Annotated in this window: 13 protein-coding genes and 1 pseudogene; 8 read left to right on the forward strand and 6 right to left on the reverse strand. The window is 68.2% G+C overall.

All coding sequences use genetic code 11. The features are described from left to right. Positions 1-130 precede the first annotated feature (130 nt). The 7 genes from rplJ to DP939_RS05205 all read left to right on the forward strand — a co-directional run bounded on the left by rplJ (position 131) and on the right by DP939_RS05205 (position 11269). Positions 131-688: a 50S ribosomal protein L10 gene (rplJ, locus tag DP939_RS05175; protein ID WP_113979356.1), complete on the forward strand. Its 558-nt coding sequence runs from the start codon at positions 131-133 to the stop codon at positions 686-688. A gap of 72 nt (positions 689-760) precedes the next feature. Continuing rightward, a complete protein-coding gene (gene rplL / locus DP939_RS05180) occupies positions 761-1153 on the forward strand; it encodes a 50S ribosomal protein L7/L12 (protein WP_113979357.1) in 393 nt (130 codons plus the stop codon). Between the two features lie 215 nt (positions 1154-1368). After that, positions 1369-2256 (forward strand): ABC transporter ATP-binding protein, encoded by an 888-nt coding sequence (locus DP939_RS05185; RefSeq protein ID WP_113979358.1) that lies wholly within the window; start codon positions 1369-1371, stop codon positions 2254-2256. Positions 2257-2394: 138 nt separating this feature from the next. Continuing rightward, entirely contained in the window at positions 2395-2874 is a 480-nt protein-coding gene (locus DP939_RS05190; protein ID WP_113979359.1) for a hypothetical protein, read from the forward strand. Continuing rightward, positions 2871-3434: a hypothetical protein gene (locus DP939_RS05195; RefSeq protein WP_225878050.1), complete on the forward strand. Its 564-nt coding sequence runs from the start codon at positions 2871-2873 to the stop codon at positions 3432-3434. Before DP939_RS05190 ends, DP939_RS05195 begins: the two co-directional genes overlap by 4 nt. Positions 3435-3899: 465 nt before the next feature. Next, the gene (gene rpoB, locus DP939_RS05200; protein ID WP_113979360.1) at positions 3900-7376 is read left to right on the forward strand and encodes a DNA-directed RNA polymerase subunit beta; all 3477 of its coding nucleotides are present in this window, start codon (positions 3900-3902) and stop codon (positions 7374-7376) included. Between the two features lie 17 nt (positions 7377-7393). Then, on the forward strand, positions 7394-11269 hold the full coding sequence (locus DP939_RS05205) for a DNA-directed RNA polymerase subunit beta' (RefSeq protein ID WP_113979361.1): 3876 nt from the start codon (positions 7394-7396) through the stop codon (positions 11267-11269). Between the two features lie 324 nt (positions 11270-11593). Here DP939_RS05205 and DP939_RS05210 read toward each other — a convergent pair whose 3' ends face one another. From DP939_RS05210 to DP939_RS05230, 5 genes and pseudogenes are all read right to left on the reverse strand, one after another. Next, positions 11594-12064 carry a GNAT family N-acetyltransferase gene (locus DP939_RS05210; protein ID WP_225878051.1) on the reverse strand — a complete coding sequence of 157 codons (471 nt, stop codon included), beginning with the start codon at positions 12062-12064 and terminating at the stop codon, positions 11594-11596. A gap of 236 nt (positions 12065-12300) precedes the next feature. Beyond that, entirely contained in the window at positions 12301-13251 is a 951-nt protein-coding gene (locus DP939_RS47585; protein ID WP_225878052.1) for an NAD(P)H-binding protein, read from the reverse strand. A gap of 350 nt (positions 13252-13601) precedes the next feature. Next, positions 13602-13982, reverse strand: a complete 381-nt coding sequence (locus DP939_RS05225) for a hypothetical protein (RefSeq protein ID WP_263972298.1) — start codon at positions 13980-13982, stop codon at positions 13602-13604. A gap of 9 nt (positions 13983-13991) precedes the next feature. Then, a pseudogene (locus DP939_RS48610) lies at positions 13992-14108 on the reverse strand (TetR/AcrR family transcriptional regulator); the annotation flags it as partial. A gap of 117 nt (positions 14109-14225) precedes the next feature. Further along, entirely contained in the window at positions 14226-15140 is a 915-nt protein-coding gene (locus tag DP939_RS05230; protein ID WP_113979363.1) for an MBL fold metallo-hydrolase, read from the reverse strand. 97 nt (positions 15141-15237) lie between these two features. Between DP939_RS05230 and DP939_RS05235 the strand changes: the two genes are divergently transcribed. Next, positions 15238-15669, forward strand: coding sequence for a MarR family winged helix-turn-helix transcriptional regulator (locus DP939_RS05235; RefSeq protein WP_113979364.1), 432 nt, complete (start codon positions 15238-15240; stop codon positions 15667-15669). 46 nt (positions 15670-15715) lie between these two features. Here the strand turns inward: DP939_RS05235 and DP939_RS05240 are convergent, their stop codons facing one another. Further along, on the reverse strand, positions 15716-17668 hold the full coding sequence (locus DP939_RS05240) for a M14 family zinc carboxypeptidase (RefSeq protein WP_199564937.1): 1953 nt from the start codon (positions 17666-17668) through the stop codon (positions 15716-15718). Positions 17669-17834 lie beyond the last annotated feature (166 nt).

Below are 17834 nucleotides of genomic sequence, written 5' to 3' on the forward strand. Positions count from 1 at the left end.
CCAGCGCAGGTGGATGTGAGTTTCCATATTGGCCGTCCCTGACGTCCGATGTGCGAGCCCCGTGCGCCTGCGCCGGGGCTGTTTCGTTTCTCCGGGAGCCTTCTCCGGCGGCACATCTGGAAGGAGGCCCATGGCGAGGGCGGAAAAGGCGACTGCTGTTGCCGAGCTCAAGAGTGAGTTCGAGGGCTCCAGCGCCGCCGTTCTGACCGAATACCGCGGTCTCACCGTCGCTCAGCTCAAGGAGCTGCGCGTTTCGCTCGGTGGGAATGCGAAGTTCGCCGTGGTGAAGAACACGCTGACCAAGCTGGCGGCGAACCAGGCCGGGATCTCCAGCCTGGACGACCTGCTGCAGGGCCCGTCGGCCATCGCGTTCGTCAAGGGCGACGTGGTCGAGGCTGCCAAGGGGCTGCGTGACTTCGCCAAGGCCAATCCCCTCCTGGTCATCAAGGGCGGTGTCGTCGATGGCAAGTCGATGACCCCCACCGAGATCACCAAGCTCGCCGACCTGGAGTCCCGCGAGGTCCTGCTCGCGAAGCTGGCCGGCGCGATGAAGGCGAAGCAGAGCCACGCGGCCGCCGTGCTCAACGCGCTGCCCACCAAGATGGCCAGGCTCGCCGAGGCCCTGCGCGCCAAGAACGCCGAAGGCGGCGACGCGTCCACGGACGCCGCCGCGGGCGAGGGCGAGTAGCGCCACCGGGGGATTGCCGCAGACACCGCGGTCCCGATTCTCAGACAACGACCCATACGGAGGAACACCACCATGGCGAAGCTCAGCACCGACGAGCTGCTCGAAGCGTTCAAGGAGATGACCCTCCTGGAGCTGCACGACTTCGTGAAGCTCTTCGAGGAGACCTTCGACGTCAAGGCCGCGGCCCCCGCCGCTGTGGCCGTCGCCGCCCCCGCCGCCGGTGACGGCGGCGCCGCCGCCGAGGCCGAGGAGCAGGATGAGTTCGACGTCATCCTGGAGGCCGCGGGCGACAAGAAGATCCAGGTCATCAAGGAGGTCCGCGCCCTCACGAGCCTGGGCCTGAAGGAGGCCAAGGACCTCGTCGACGGCGCTCCGAAGCCGCTGCTGGAGAAGGTCAACAAGGAGGCCGCGGAGAAGGCCAAGGCCGCCCTCGAGGGCGCCGGCGCCACCGTCACCGTCAAGTGACGCTCTGAGGCGTAAGCACGACCCCTATCGAAGCGGGCGGTTCACCCAGGTGCCGGGTGGGCCGCCCGCTTCGTGTCTGCCGGGGCCCGTTCTGGGGCGGGACGCGGGTAACGGGGCCGTAACGTTCCATCGGCCCGGCCGGAACGCGGTTTACGGTGGTTGCGCCGGCAAGTAACACGCGCTGGGGGATCGGCGCGACGAGGGTGGACGGGGTCGTGGGAGTCGAGGTCGTGGTCGAGGGGCTGACAAAGTCGTTCGGCAGCCAGGTCATCTGGCAGGACGTCTCGCTCACCCTGCCGCCCGGCGAGATCTCGGTGCTGCTCGGCCCGTCCGGCGCGGGCAAGTCCGTCTTCCTCAAGACCCTGGCCGGGCTGCTGCGCCCGGACCGCGGCCGCATCCGGATCGACGGCCGCGACGCGGGCGCCGAGCGGCGGCGGGCCGGCGTGCTGTTCCAGGACGGCGCGCTGTCCGGTTCGCTGACCGTCTACGACAACATCGCGCTGCCGCTGCGCGAGCGCGCCGCGACGCCGGAGTCCCGCGTCCGCCGGATCGTGATGGACAAGATCGAACGGGTCGGGCTGCTCGGCGCGGAGGGCAAGCGGCCCGGCGAGATCTCCGCCGCGCTGCGCAAGCGCGCGGGGCTGGCCAGGGCGCTGGTGCTCGATCCGGAGGTCGTCCTGTTCGACGAACCGGACTCCGGGCTCGACCCGGTACCGACCGCCTACCTCAACCAGCTCATCGTGGACCTCAACGCCGAGACCGGGGCCACGTTCCTGATCGTCACCCACGACCTCGACACCGCCCGTACCGTCCCCGACGACATCGGCCTGATGGCCGGCCGTGAGCTGGTCATGTTCGGGCCGCGGGAGATGCTGCTGTCCAGCGACCAGCCGGTGGTGAGCGGGTTCCTCAACGCGCGCGGGCCGGACGGGCTGCCGCCGATCCCGCCGCAGCTCATGCCGACCGGCGGGCGCATCCGCCGGACCCAGCCGGTGCCGGGGGCCTGGCTCGCCGCCAACGGCGTCGTACCGCCGCCCGGGTCCTTTCTGGACGAGCACGGACGCGACTGGCGGGCCGAGTACCGGCGGCTGCTGGCTCCCTGAGCCTCACATCTCCGATTTCGCCGCTGAAGTCGGGCATGCCGGTCGCCGTCGCGGGTTATGATCCGGCGGCGACCGTGCGCAGGAGGGTGGACGCATGCAGCGACCCGGACCGCCCGCCGCACCCGAGAGGTGCGGCGGATGAGGGCGGCGGTGATCGGGGCGCTGGCCGCCGTGGTCGTGGCGCTGGGCCTGGTGGCGGGGCTGCACACGCGCTGGCTCGCCGACGAGCAGGCCGCCGCGGCCGAGCGCGAGGCGGTCATGCGCGCGGCGGGCGCGCACGCGGTGAACCTCCTGTCGGTCAGCCACGACAGTGTCGAGGAGGACATCCGGCGGGTGCTGAACAGTTCCACCGGGCCGGCGCGCGACGCCTACGAGGCGGGCGTGACGAAGCTGCGGCAGACCACGGTGGCCGACAAGGTGGTGCAGATCGGCGTACTCCGCTCGGTCGGCCTGGTCTCGCTGAGCGGCGACGAGGCCAGGGCGCTGGTCGTCGCGGACGGCGTCATCCAGTGGGAGGGCCGCGAGGCCGCGCCGCGCGAACGCTTCCACCGCTGGACGATGGATCTCACCAAGACCGGCGGAAGCTGGCTGGTGTCGCGCTGGGAGGAGGTCCCGTGAGCCGGCGTGACGGGTCCTGGCGGGCGCGGGCCCGGGTGCGCTCCCGGTCGCGCGCCTTCGTGGTCGTGGTGTCGGTGCTGACCGCGCTGGCGCTGGCGCTGGCGGGCGTCGTACTGGTCCTGCACGCGAACGTGCGCTGGCTGCGCCAGGGCACCGAGGCGGCCAAGGAGGCGATGGAGGCGGCCCGGTCGGTGGCCCCGGACATGCTCTCCTACAACCACGCCACCGTTGAGCAGGACCTCGCCCGCGGCCGGGACCACACCACGGGCGAGCTGACCGGCCACTACAGCCGCCTGCTCCAGGTGCTGGTCCCGACCGTGAAGCAGGAGCACACCGTACGCGAGGCCGAGATCGTCAACGCGGCCGTGGAGTCGGCCACCCCCGACCGCGTGGAGGTGCTGTTGTTCGTGGACACGACCACCACCAAGACGGTTCCAGGGGAGGACGAGCCGCAGCGGCAGGTGACCCAGGACCGGGCCAGGTTCGTCATGGTCAAGTCGGGGGCACGCTGGCTGGTGGCGGAGATGTCCACCCTGATCGGGAGCGTTCCGGCGCACTGATCGCGGGCCGCCGAAGCCTGCCTGTCACCTCCCGGGCGCGTTCGTGTTACCTAATTGTTAGCAAAGAAAGCGTTTGAGTAAGGTGTGACAAGGGGGATGGATGCCGCAAGAGTTCCAACCAGCGGCAAGGGTTAGAACCTCCGTGTCACTCAGCGTTACCCCAGGGCGCTCGTGGGTATCGTCTGGGGTCCGGCAGCGCGGGCGAGGCGCACGGAGGGGATTTCCCAGCGTGCTGGCTATCAAGTGGCTGGAATGTCGGCTCTCGGGCTTGACGTTTCGGCTCAGACGGGCGATGCTGCGAACAACGTGGAGCATGCAGCGGACGTAGAGTGGACAGGTGTATGCCATTCGGCTACACTGCTCCTTTGCGCTGCCCTTTGACGACCTCGCTTCTCTCCGTAGTCTTGCGAGGTTGTCTGGCGTGCGTGTAGATCAGTCCGCCGCGAGCCCTCGGAAGGACATCTGTTGGCAGCCTCGCGCAACGCCTCCGCCGTACCCGCTGGTCCCCGTCGAGTGTCATTCTCGCGTATCCAGGAGCCCTTCGAGGTTCCTGATCTTCTCGCCCTGCAGACCGAGTCGTTCGACTGGCTGCTCGGCAACGAGAAGTGGAAGGCCCGGGTCGAGGCGGCCCGCCAGGCCGGGCGCAAGGACGTTCCGGCCCAGTCCGGTCTCGAAGAGATCTTTGAAGAGATCAGTCCCATCGAGGACTTCTCCGGAACCATGTCCCTGTCGTTCCGCGATCACCGGTTCGAGCCGCCGAAGTACTCCGTCGATGAGTGCAAAGACAAGGACATGACCTTCTCCGCCCCGATGTTCGTCACGGCGGAGTTCATCAATAACACCACCGGTGAGATCAAGAGCCAGACGGTGTTCATGGGCGACTTCCCGCTCATGACCTCCAAGGGCACCTTCATCATCAACGGCACCGAGCGTGTCGTGGTCTCGCAGTTGGTGCGGTCCCCCGGCGTCTACTTCGAGCGCAACGTCGACAAGATCTCGGACAAGGACATCTACGGCTGCAAGGTGATCCCCTCCCGGGGCGCCTGGCTGGAGTTCGAGATCGACAAGCGCGACGCCGTGGGCGTGCGCATCGACCGTAAGCGCAAGCAGCCGGTGACGGTGCTGCTGAAGGCGCTGGGCTGGACCAACGACCGGATTTTGGAGCGGTTCGGCCAGTACGAATCCATGCGGGCGACCCTGGAGAAGGACCACACGGCCGGCCAGGACGACGCGCTGCTCGACATCTACCGCAAGCTGCGGCCGGGCGAGCCGCCGACCAAAGAGTCGGCGCAGACCCTGCTGGAGAATCTCTATTTCAACCCCAAGCGGTACGACCTGGCGAAGGTCGGCCGTTACAAGATCAATAAGAAGCTGGGCGTCGATTCCGAGATCACCCAGGGCACGCTCACCGAGGAAGACATCGTCGGCACGATCGAGTACCTGGTCCGGCTGCACGCCGGCGAGGACTCCATGCCCGGCGCCTCCGGCGAGGTCGTGGTCGAGGTCGACGACATCGACCACTTCGGCAACCGCCGCCTGCGCACGGTCGGCGAGCTGATCCAGAACCAGGTCCGCCTGGGCCTGGCCCGCATGGAGCGCGTGGTCCGCGAGCGGATGACCACCCAGGACGTCGAGGCGATCACGCCGCAGACCCTGATCAACATCCGCCCGGTCGTGGCGTCGATCAAGGAGTTCTTCGGCACCTCGCAGCTCTCGCAGTTCATGGCGCAGGAGAACCCGCTGGCCGGCCTCACCCACAAGCGGCGGCTGTCCGCGCTCGGCCCGGGCGGTCTGTCCCGTGAGCGCGCCGGGTTCGAGGTCCGCGACGTGCACCCGTCCCACTACGGCCGGATGTGCCCGATCGAGACCCCGGAAGGCCCCAACATCGGCCTGATCGGCTCGCTGTCCTCCTACGGCAGGGTCAACTCCTTCGGTTTCGTGGAGACCCCGTACCGCAAGGTCGTGGACGGCAAGGTCACCGAGCAGATCGACTACCTCACCGCCGACGAGGAGGACCGCTACGTCAAGGCGCAGGCCAACACGCCGCTGAACGCGGACGGCTCGTTCGCCGAGGCCCGCGTCCTGGTCCGCACCAAGGGCGGTGAGACCGAGCTCGCCCGTGCCGAGGAGGTCGACTACATCGACGTCTCGCCGCGCCAGATGGTGTCGGTGGCGACCGCGATGATCCCCTTCCTGGAGCACGACGACGCCAACCGCGCCCTGATGGGCTCCAACATGCAGCGTCAGTCGGTGCCCCTGCTGAAGAGCGAGTCGCCGCTGGTCGGCACCGGCATGGAGTACCGGGCGGCCACCGACGCCGGTGACGTGATCATCGCCGAGAAGGCCGGCGTGGTCGAGGAGGTCTCCGCCGACTACGTGACCGTGATGAACGACGACGGCACGCGGACCACCTACCGCGTCGCCAAGTTCAAGCGGTCCAACCAGGGCACCTGCTACAACCAGAAGCCCATCGTGGACGAGGGCGCGCGGGTCGAGATCAACCAGGTCATCGCCGACGGCCCCTGCACCGACCAGGGTGAGATGGCGCTGGGCAAGAACCTCCTGGTGGCGTTCATGCCCTGGGAGGGCCACAACTACGAAGACGCGATCATCCTGTCCCAGCGGCTGGTCCAGGACGACGTCCTCTCCTCGATCCACATCGAGGAGCACGAGGTCGACGCCCGCGACACCAAGCTGGGGCCCGAGGAGATCACCCGCGACATCCCCAACGTCTCCGAAGAGGTCCTGGCCGACCTCGACGAGCGCGGGATCATCCGGATCGGCGCCGAGGTGACCCCCGGCGACATCCTGGTCGGCAAGGTCACCCCCAAGGGCGAGACCGAGCTGACCCCGGAGGAGCGGCTGCTGCGCGCGATCTTCGGCGAGAAGGCCCGCGAGGTCCGTGACACCTCGCTGAAGGTGCCGCACGGCGAGTCCGGCAAGGTCATCGGCGTCCGCGTCTTCAGCCGCGAGGAGGGCGACGAGCTGCCGCCTGGCGTCAACGAGCTGGTCCGCGTCTACGTGGCGCAGAAGCGCAAGATCACCGATGGTGACAAGCTGGCCGGTCGGCACGGCAACAAGGGCGTCATCTCCAAGATCCTGCCAGTGGAGGACATGCCGTTCCTTGAGGACGGCACCCCGGTCGACATCATCCTCAACCCGCTGGGCGTGCCCGGCCGGATGAACGTCGGCCAGGTCCTGGAGACCCACCTCGGGTGGATCGCCGCCCGCGGCTGGGACCTCTCCGGGGTCGAGGAGGCGTGGGCCGAGCGGCTGCGCGACAAGGGCTTCGGCCAGGTCGATCCGCGCACCAACGTGGCCACGCCGGTCTTCGACGGCGCCCACGAGGAAGAGATCACCGGTCTGCTGAACAACACCCTGGTCAACAGGGACGGCGAGCGGATGGTCGGGGTCAACGGCAAGGCGCGGCTGTTCGACGGCCGCTCCGGCGAGCCGTTCCCGCACCCGATCTCGGTCGGCTACATCTACATCCTGAAGCTGCTGCACCTGGTGGACGACAAGATCCACGCGCGGTCCACCGGCCCGTACTCGATGATCACCCAGCAGCCGCTGGGCGGTAAGGCGCAGTTCGGCGGGCAGCGGTTCGGCGAGATGGAGGTGTGGGCGCTGGAGGCGTACGGCGCCGCCTACGCCCTGCAGGAGCTGCTGACCATCAAGTCCGACGACGTCACCGGCCGGGTGAAGGTCTACGAGGCGATCGTCAAGGGGGAGAACATCCCCGAGCCGGGCATCCCGGAATCCTTCAAGGTGCTGATCAAGGAAATGCAGTCGCTGTGCCTCAACGTCGAGGTGCTCTCCAGCGACGGCATGTCCATCGAGATGCGCGACACCGACGAAGACGTCTTCCGCGCGGCGGAAGAGCTCGGGATCGACCTAGCCAGGCGCCCTAACGAGGGTGCCATGAGCGTCGACGAGGTCTAATTCAAAGGGGGTATGAAATGCTCGACGTCAATTTCTTCGACGAGCTGCGAATTGGCCTCGCCACGGCTGACGACATCCGCCAGTGGTCGCACGGTGAGGTCAAGAAGCCGGAGACGATCAACTACCGGACCCTCAAGCCGGAAAAGGACGGGCTCTTCTGCGAGAAGATCTTCGGTCCCACCCGGGACTGGGAGTGCTACTGCGGCAAGTACAAGCGGGTCCGGTTCAAGGGCATCATCTGTGAGCGCTGCGGCGTCGAGGTGACCCGTGCCAAGGTGCGTCGTGAGCGGATGGGCCACATCGAGCTGGCCGCTCCGGTCACCCACATCTGGTACTTCAAGGGCGTGCCGTCCCGGCTCGGCTACCTGCTCGACCTGGCCCCGAAGGACCTGGAGAAGGTCATCTACTTCGCGGCCTACATGATCACGCAGGTGGACACCGAGACGCGTGACCGCGACCTGCCGTCCCTGGAGGCCAAGATCTCCGTGGAGCGGCAGCACATCGAGCAGCGCCGCGACGCCGACATCGAGGGCCGCCAGAAGAAGCTGGAGGCCGACCTCGCCGAGCTTGAGGCCGCGGGCGCCAAGGGCGACCAGCGCCGCAAGGTCCGTGAGGGCGCCGACCGCGAGATGCGCCAGCTCCGCGACCGGGCCCAGCGCGAGCTGGACCGGCTGGAGGAGGTCTGGTCCCGCTTCAAGAACCTCAAGGTCCAAGACCTTGAGGGCGACGAGCTGCTCTACCGCGAGATGCGCGACCGCTTCGGCCGCTACTTCCGCGGCGGCATGGGCGCTCAGGCCATCCAGGAGCGGCTGGCCAACTTCGACCTCGACGCCGAGGCGGAGAACCTCCGGGAGACCATCCGCAGCGGCAAGGGCCAGAAGAAGGCCCGTGCGCTCAAGCGGCTCAAGGTCGTCTCGGCGTTCCTGAACACCCGCAACTCGCCCAACGGCATGGTCCTGGACTGCATCCCGGTCATCCCGCCGGACCTGCGCCCGATGGTGCAGCTCGACGGTGGCCGGTTCGCGACCTCCGACCTCAACGACCTGTACCGCCGGGTCATCAACCGGAACAACCGCCTCAAGCGTCTGCTCGACCTCGGTGCGCCCGAGATCATCGTGAACAACGAGAAGCGGATGCTCCAGGAGGCCGTGGACGCGCTGTTCGACAACGGCCGCCGCGGACGTCCGGTGACCGGCCCCGGCAACCGGCCGCTGAAGTCGCTGTCGGACATGCTGAAGGGCAAGCAGGGCCGGTTCCGCCAGAACCTGCTGGGCAAGCGCGTCGACTACTCCGGCCGAAGCGTCATCGTCGTCGGCCCGCAGCTCAAGCTGCACCAGTGCGGCCTGCCCAAGCAGATGGCGCTGGAGCTGTTCAAGCCGTTCGTGATGAAGCGCCTGGTCGATCTCAACCACGCCCAGAACATCAAGTCGGCCAAGCGCATGGTCGAGCGCGCCCGCGCCGTGGTGTGGGACGTCCTGGAAGAGGTCATCACCGAACACCCGGTGCTGCTCAACCGGGCGCCGACCCTGCACCGCCTGGGCATCCAGGCGTTCGAGCCGCAGCTCGTGGAGGGCAAGGCCATCCAGATCCACCCGCTCGTCTGCACCGCGTTCAACGCGGACTTCGACGGTGACCAGATGGCCGTCCACCTGCCGCTGTCGGCCGAGGCGCAGGCCGAGGCCCGCATCCTGATGCTGTCCACCAACAACATCCTCAAGCCGGCCGACGGCAAGCCGGTGACGATGCCCACCCAGGACATGGTCATCGGGCTCTACTGGCTGACCACCCAGAAGGACGACGCGCCCGGCGCCGGCCGTACCTTCAGCTCGGTCAGCGAGGCGCTGATGGCCTACGACCGGCGCGAGCTGGACATGCAGGCCGAGATCAACGTCCGGTTCAAGGAAGTGGCCCCGCCGCGCGGCTGGGCCGCGCCCGAGGGCTGGGAGCCCGGCGACCCGCTGCGGCTCACCACCACCCTGGGCCGCTGCCTGTTCAACGAGACGCTGCCCGCCGACCTGCCGTTCGTCAACTACCAGGTCGGCAAGAAGCAGCTCTCCGCGATCGTCAACGAGCTGGCGGAGAGTTACCCCAAGGTCGAGGTGGCCGCCGCGCTGGACGCGCTGAAGGACGCCGGATTCCACTGGGCGACCCGCGCCGGCGTGACCATCTCCATCGACGACGTGGTGGCCCCGCCGAACAAGGCGACCATCATGGAGGACTACGAGCGCCGGGCCGAGAAGGTCCAGCGCGAGTACGAGCGCGGTCTGATCACCGACGAGGAGCGCCGTCAGGAGCTCATCGAGATCTGGACCCACGCCACCGCCGACGTCGAGACCGACCTGGTGAACGCGTTCCCGAACACCAACTCGGTCTGGATGATGGTCAACTCCGGCGCCCGTGGTAACAAGATGCAGGTCCGGCAGATCGCCGGTATCCGCGGCCTGGTGTCCAACACCAAGGGTGAGACGATCCCGCGGCCGATCAAGTCCTCGTTCCGCGAGGGCCTGTCGGTGCTGGAGTACTTCATCTCCACCCACGGCCAGCGGAAGGGTCTGGCGGACACCGCGCTGCGGACCGCCGACTCCGGTTACCTGACCAGGCGACTGGTCGACGTGGCCCAGGACGTCATCGTCCGCGACATCGACTGCGGTACCGACCGCACCGTCCCGCTGCACGTCGCCGAGCGCGATTCGGCCGGCAACCTGGTCCGCGCGGAGAATGCCGAGACCAACGTGCACGGCCGCATCCTCGCCGAGGACGTCGAGGTGGACGGCAAGGTCATCGCGGCCTCCGGCGTCGACATCAACGACCCCATCGTCGATGCGCTGGTCGCGGCCGGCGTGGAGACCGTGCGCACCCGCAGCGCGCTGGTGTGCGAGGCCAAGATCGGGGTCTGCGCGACCTGCTACGGCCGCTCGCTGGCCACCGGCAAGCTGGTGGACGTCGGCGAGGCGGTCGGCATCATCGCCGCGCAGTCCATCGGTGAGCCCGGCACCCAGCTGACCATGCGGACCTTCCACACCGGTGGTGTGGCGGGCGCCGACATCACCCACGGTCTGCCGCGTGTGACCGAGCTGTTCGAGGCGCGCATCCCCAAGGGTGTCGCCCCGATCACCGAGGTCAGCGGTCGCGTCCGGATCGACGAGACGGACAAGACCCGCAAGGTGGTCATCACCCCGGACGACGGCTCCGACGAGGTCGCCTACCCGGTGTCGATGCGCGCGCGGCTCCAGGTGTCGGAGGGCCAGCGGGTCGAGGTCGGCCAGCAGCTCGTGGCCGGCGCGATCAACCCCAACGAGGTGCTGCGCATCCTCGGCCCCCGGGCCGTGCAGCTCCACCTCGTGGCGGAGGTCCAGCAGGTCTACCGGTCGCAGGGTGTGTCGATCCACGACAAGCACATCGAGATCATCGTCCGGCAGATGCTCAAGCGGGTCAACGTGCTGGAGTCGGGCGACACCGACCTCCTGCCCGGCGAACTGGTCGAGCGTCCGCGCTTCGAGGCGATGAACCGCGAGTGCGTCGCCGAGGGCGGCTCCCCGGCCTCCGGACGTCCGGTGCTCATGGGCATCACCAAGGCGTCGCTGGCCACCGAGTCGTGGCTGTCGGCGGCCTCCTTCCAGGAGACGACCAGGGTCCTCACCGACGCGGCGATCCACGCCAAGTCCGACTCCCTGCTCGGCCTCAAGGAGAACGTCATCATCGGTAAGCTCATCCCGGCCGGTACGGGCATGCCCCAGTACCGCAACATCCGGGTCGAGCCGACCGAGGAGGCCAAGGCCGCGATGTACACGGTCGGCGGCTACGACGGCAGCGCGGCCGACTACACCTTCGGCACGGGGAGCGGCGAGGCCGTCCCGCTGGAGGAGTACGACTTCGGCCAGTACAACCGCTAGCCCCAGCTCCACCAAGACGGCCGCCCCGCGCAAAAGCGCGGGGCGGCCGCCCCATTTTCCCCCACTTCTTCGCGCGAGTAAGTGGTCGGCACCGGAAGTCCTTCGGGGGTTGACTGTGGAGCGATGCCGGATGTCTCGCGGTCAGATGTCGTAGGTGGTGAGGCAGGAGCTGGCCCTGCACCGGAACCGGATCGCACGTTAAGTGGGTTCGTGGAGGCCAAGGCGAGATTGTGGACGCGATGGGGCGCGTCCAGCGGGTCACGGCCCAGGGTCTCTGCACCAAAGCGTGCGAGAACAATGACGATCATTATTCGGGAGCGCCGATCAGCGCCATGCGGCACCACCGAGTGAACGCGTCCAGGCGACCTCCCGGTCGAGCTGGCCGGTCCGCCGAAACAGACGGACCTGATGCGTGGTCGCCAGCATCCGTGCGAGCTCCATTCGATCCGCCGAGGTGAATCCGAGCCGCTGCCAGAACGGTCCGGACCGGCGGCTGAAGAGCCAGGCTCGGCGTGCGCCCTCGGCGGCTGCCTGATCGAGTGCGAACCGTCCCAACTCCAGTCCGAGACCGCCGCCCCGCAAGTCCGTGTCGACCGCGACGCTGCGTATCAAGGCGTTCTTTCCGTCTTCCGCCAACTCGTACCCCGTGCTGCCCCGCACGATCCCGTTCTCGTCTCGCAACAGCCACAGCCGGACGGTCGGAGCGTCCAGACCGCTCAGTGTCAGGTCCGACCGGGTGAGGAAGTCGACGAGGTCTGGCATGTCCGAGGGGCCGAGCGGGGTCAGAGGGTCCACCTCGCGATCCTACGGGGCGCGGGGGTTCAGCTTCTGGGCGAGGATGTCCTGGCCGATTCCGTCGCGGTGGGCATGCGGCCACCCTGTCGGATCTGTGCCCGGCACTGTGCGGCAGGCTCCCGCCGGTAAGATCTACTTCTGCTGATCGGCCTGTCTGCCTTGCCCGTTGCCGGGCGCAAACGGCTGAACGCCTACGGCCGCAAGGTCGAGTGCAGCGTCTTCAGCAACGCACATGATCACGCCAAGGCCGTCATGCTGTCCCGCGCACGAGTGAACTCCCCGCCGCTTGGCGAGTCGCTCGATAGCCGCAGGTTAAAGATCAAGCTTGGCGCCGGCGCACGGTCCTGGCTCATGACCTGGGCGACCAGATTCATGAACGGGTCGATGCCGGTGCGCGGCTCGGTGCGGCCGATGACGTGGGCGCGGTGGACGTCGTATGCGGCCAGGCCGGCCAGTGCGCCGCCGCGGCCATACGTGTGGTTGATGGCCGCAACTGATCGGGGTGAATGTCCGTTTCCGCGCCCAGTTCGCCCTATGTCGACGGCGAACTGCGCGATGGTGAGCGGCTGCCCTTGCTCCGTCTGCGATACGGCGGATCGGCTCACCGGTGGGGTTCGGCGATCTACGTGGCCGGCTCCGCCGTCGTGGAGGAACACCGCGTCAGCGCCGTCGAAAACGGGCCGAAGGCTCTCAGGGGCGGCCAGGTCCACCTGGCGGTACTGGACTCCCTCCGGCACCGCCACGCCCGAGACTCCTCGGGACAACGCCGTCACCTGCTCGCCGGCTGCCGCGAGTGCCTGCACGAGCGGTCGGCCAACGTTGCCGGTGGCTCCCGTTACTACGATCATGAACTTTCCCATCGATAAGCTCTCCATGGCCTCCCCGTGGGCCATGGGCGGCGTGCTCCCGGTGGTGATCGTGGTGGTTACGTCAGGAAGACGGGCGATCAGAGATTGCGCGAGCACGAGCGTTTGTGTGCGGCTGCCCCCCGTAGGGGAGCGCGATCTCACCTCCCTCAGTGACGACAGCGATCTCCTGTTCAACGAGCCGGCGCGTGCCGAGCCTGGAGGCTTGATCAGCACGTGGCTGTAAGCTCCGCTGGGCCCGAGCAGAGCAGCGATGGAGTCAGCCTGCGCTGCCTCGAAGTAGGCAATCAGCAGCGCCCTCTCGAATTGCTCGAACATCATGATCAGGACCTGCCCGCCTTGAAGCCACCGCTATCCAAGGTGTCGGCCAAGCAGGCGTACGACCTCGTTCGATGTTGATCGGGATCCACACCCGTAAGTAAATCGAGACCTTAGGCCTATGGGCCGGAGTCACCGCAGGTCAGAGGCAACTTCGTTGGAAATTTCTTCATTACTACTGGGACCCCTGCCAGTCCGCGACTTATGTCGCAAGCGACAGACGGACGACACGGAAACGCGGATTACGACATCGAAACGCGGATCCTACAAACGCCCATTCCAGGGGGATCAGTCCGAGACCGGTGACGGCGAAATGGATCACGAAGCCGACATCCGTGACGAGCATCAGGCCCTTAGTCGCGCGCAGCACGGTCGATCGCCTCCATCAGGTAGCGGCCGGTCCCCTCATGCAGGTCAGGGCCGGGAGAGGCAAGTCCGAGGAGCCTGGCCGCCCACCATCCGTCCACGGCCAGCCGTACGGCTGTCGCCGCCGCAGGGTCGATACCGTCGTCGGCGAGCCTGGTCTGCCAGGCGGCGAACCGTTCGCGCAGCGGTTCGAGCTCTGACGGGTCGACGAGCACCACGGCGAGCAGTGCGGCGGTGACGCGGTCGGCGGGTGCGGTGGTGTGCCGTTCGGGAATGGTCGCCTCGACGTAGGCGCGCAGGAAGTCGCCAGGGCGGGGGCCCGCCTGGGCGAGCGCGTCCTCGAAGGCTCTGGTCAGCCGATCGACCATGGCGCTGACCAGGGCTTGCTTGGTGGGGAAGTGGTAGAACAGCCCACCCTTGGAGATCCCGGCCCGCTTGGCGACGGCTTCGAGGGTGAGCGACTCGCCTCCCTGCGACAGCAGCACGTCGGCGGCGGCGTCGAGGAGACGGTCCTGAGGGCAAGCCTTCCCGGCCCGTTCCGTTGGCGTTCAGCCGGATCGGCCGGGTGGACGGCTGGATCGATGAGTTCGAGCGATGGCGAGGCCCTTGGGTCAGGGGAGGGGGCGCCAGGTGGGGGTGGGGCCGTCTGGGGTGACGTGGCCGAATTGGACGTCGGCGAAGTGGATGCCGAAGCCGATGGTGTTGGGTTCGGCGAGGTCGGTGACGAGTTGGCGGCGGAAGGCGGCGGACTGGGTGGAGTCGTGGTCGGGGGCGGCGGACCAGTCGGGGTGGTCGATCTGGATCGAGGAGTGCAAGGCGTCGCCGAAGGCGATGAGGCGACGGCCGCCTGAGGCGATGACGTAGGCGGCGTGTCCCGCGGTGTGGCCGGGGGTCGCGTAGACGGTGACGCCGGGGAAGATCTCCTGGCCGTCGGTCACGGTACGGACCCGGGGCTCCAGGAGGCCGAGGATCTGGCGGGCGGCTTCGTGCGCGTCGTAGTACAGGTGGCGCTGGGTCCACTCCGGCTCGGGGACCAGGTACTCGGCGTTGACGAAGGCGGGGGCGTCGCTGCCCGGTGCCGGATGCCAGGCCCAGCCCACGTGGTCGATGTGCAGGTGGGTGATGGCGACCGCCTCGATGTCGGCGGGCTTGCGGCCGATGACGGCGAGGTTGTCCAGGAGGGCGCCGCCGTGGATGGCGCCGTGGGCGTTGCCCGGCTGGTCGGGCAGTGCCTGCGGGCCGAAGCCCGCGTCGATCAGGAGCGCGCGGTCGCCGTGTTCGACCAGCAGTCCGCCGATGCTCGCCACCAGGTTGCCGCTCTCGTCGAGGTATTCGGGGTGGGCGGCCCACGTCTCGTCGGTGGTGGCGGGGAGCCAGGCGCGCGGCTTCAGCTGTACTGCTCCGTCGGGAACGTACGTCACCGTGAGATCGCCGATCGGCAGCGACCGGATCGGGGCGGGCCGGCGCAGGCGGGGCTCGGAGATCGACGGGGTGTTCGGCACGGGCACGCTTCCTTCGCGGGTCATGATCACGACAGTCGGTGTGAGGCCAGAGTAAACGTAAAGCTTTAACTGTTCAAGCTTTAAATGTTGACGGTTTGGCCCAGTTGGTTAGCATGACTGCATGACGATCCCGGAATCACAGGCCGTCGCTGAACGCGAGCTCTGTGGTCTGGTGAACGGTCTGGCCAAACAGATCGAAGATCATGTACGCCAGCGGGCCGCCACGCTTGGTCTGACCGCGCCGCAGGCCACCGCGCTTCGCGAGATGACCGGGCCGATGGCCATGCGGGAACTGGCCATCCGGCTGGGCTGTGAACCGTCCAACGCCACGTTCATCGTGGACAAGCTGGAGCAGGGCGGCCTGATCGAACGCCGCCCGCACCCCACGGACCGGCGTACCAAGCAGCTCTTCCTCACGCCCGCGGGCGAGGAACTACGGGCCCGGCTGATCGATCTCCTGATCGAACGATCTCCGCTCGGCGGGCTGACCACCGAGGAACAGCGCACCCTGCACGAACTGCTCAACCGCGCGGTCGCGGGCCCCGCGGAGTGAACGTTCACCCGGGCCGTACGCCCGGGTGAACGCTCGAAGCCGTACGTCAGCGCTTACGGTAGTCGGCGGCGACGCCGATCAGCGAGATCAGGCCGGAGGCGAACTCCATGGCCTCGGCATGTCCCTCCTCGAACGGCGGCTGGAAGCCCACCGGCTGCCAGCGGCCGGTCGCGGCGTCGTAGATGTCGTTGCCGACCTCGAAGTCCCAGCCGAAGATGCCGAAGTCGTACCAGAGTTCGTCGGCGGAGTTGCCCGCCGCGGAGTACAGGACGTCGGTGACCGGGCCGGTCTTCTGGGGCCAGGTGACGGTGCCGCGTTCGGCGGCGATGGCCTCTTCGATGGTCCGGGCCGAGCGCAGGAAGTACGCCTCCTGTTCAGGGGTCGGGCGGGGGAGGGTGACGCGGCCGTCCAGCTTGTAGGAGCCGGGGGGCCACATGAAGTAGCCGCCGTAGCTGTGCACGTTCAGGGCGAACTTGATGTTGCGGAACTTCTGCGCCAGCCAGATGACGTTGCGGCTCTCCGGCTCGGAGTGCTCGGCCGGGCCGGCGTGGGTCGCCGACTGGCAGTCGCTGGACGCGCCGAAGTACCCGTCGTGCAGGGAACCGACCGCGTAGTTGCGGTTGATGTCCACGCCCCAGGAGTCGCGCTGCGCCGGGTCGGAACGTGAGGCGGGGCAGTAGTTCCGCATGTTCCTGCGCTGGAAGTTGTAGTCGTAGAAGCTGTAGTTCGCGCCGTCGGGGTTGACGGTCGGCACGATGAAGACCTCGGTCTCACGCAGCAGGCGGCGGGTGGCGCGGTCGTTGTCGTAGTTGCGCAGCAGCCGCTCGGCGGCCTCGACGGTGACCAGCGGGGTCACCCACTCCCTGGCGTGCTCCTGGGCGTACGCGAGCACGCCGGTACGCGAGCCGTCGCGGTGGACGCCGATGCGCAGGACCAGTACCCGCGCGGGCTTGCGGGAGACGTCGGCGGGGGCCTTGAGGTAGTCGGTGAGCTGGGTGAGCGGTACCGGTTCAAGAATGCCCGCGCCCGGGTCGGTGCGGTAGAGCGAAGCCCGGACCCGGGGGCCGTTGGCAGCGTTGACCGCGGCGACGACCTGGGCGACCGTGCTGGTGGGGGTGCCGGAGCCGTCGGTGGCCAGGCTGATCGTGAGCTGCTTGCCGTTGGCATGGACGGTGAGCGGCCGGTTCGGCGCGCCGGGCGTGACGACCTCGGCGGACAGGTCGTTGCCGCCCTCGGAGCCGTAGGCGTAGGAGGTCAGTACGACGGCGTTGGGCGGGGTGCCGAGCAGGGCCATGGCGTGCCTGCGGTAGCCGTTGGTCAGGTTGGGCAGCTCGACGAGGTCGGTGAGCTTGGGGTAGCGCCGGTGCAGGGACTTGATCCGCTCGTTGAGCTGCGCGGGCGGCATGTACTGGCTGACGAAGTCCTTCTCGTAGCCGGGGCCGTGGCGGTCGGGGCGCTCGCCGCCCGGCCACCGCGTGACCTTGGCCTGCGCCGTGCCGCCGCTCGCCGAGGTGACGGTCACCCAGAAGGGCTGCTGCTCGGTGAGGACCGGGCCGCCGACCTCATGGCCCAGGTACACCCCGGCGTCCTCGTAGGCGTAAAGCCGTGCTTGCCCGCTGGTGCCTTTCTTGCCCTTCCAGTCCACGCTGAGCGTGGCCGCCGCGCCGGCGTTGCTGGACGCCTCGACCGACAGGAAGTACCGGCCGCCGGATTCGTACCAGACGGCCCGTTCGATCACGATCTGGTCGGGTGCGGCCGAACTTTGCGGGGCCTTCTTGGCGGGCGGCGGGGTACCCGGTGCGAGCGTCGCGCCCAGCGAGCGCAGTCCGGCCAGTTCGCTCGGCCTTACGACCGCGTCCACCTGGATGCTGCCGTCGGCCTGAGGCCGCACCCGCGCGGTCAGGTCGGTACCGGAGGCGACCAGTCGCTTCAGCGCGGCCTGATCGGGGACGGAGAGCACGACGAGGGACGCCGGCTCCGGATCGGTCGGCCCGGCCACCGCTGGGGCTGACGGCTCCGTGGTCAGAAATGTCGTGAGAACCATTGTCAAAACGACTGCGGATACCCGCAATGCACGCATCGGCTCCTCCTGGATCACCGCTATGGAGATCATTGAAAGCCGACGTGACCGGACCTACAACCCCCCGCTTAGGAAAATGTGAAGA

The sequence above is a fragment of the Spongiactinospora rosea genome (genome assembly GCF_003315795.1).
Lineage (GTDB): Bacteria > Actinomycetota > Actinomycetes > Streptosporangiales > Streptosporangiaceae > Spongiactinospora > Spongiactinospora rosea.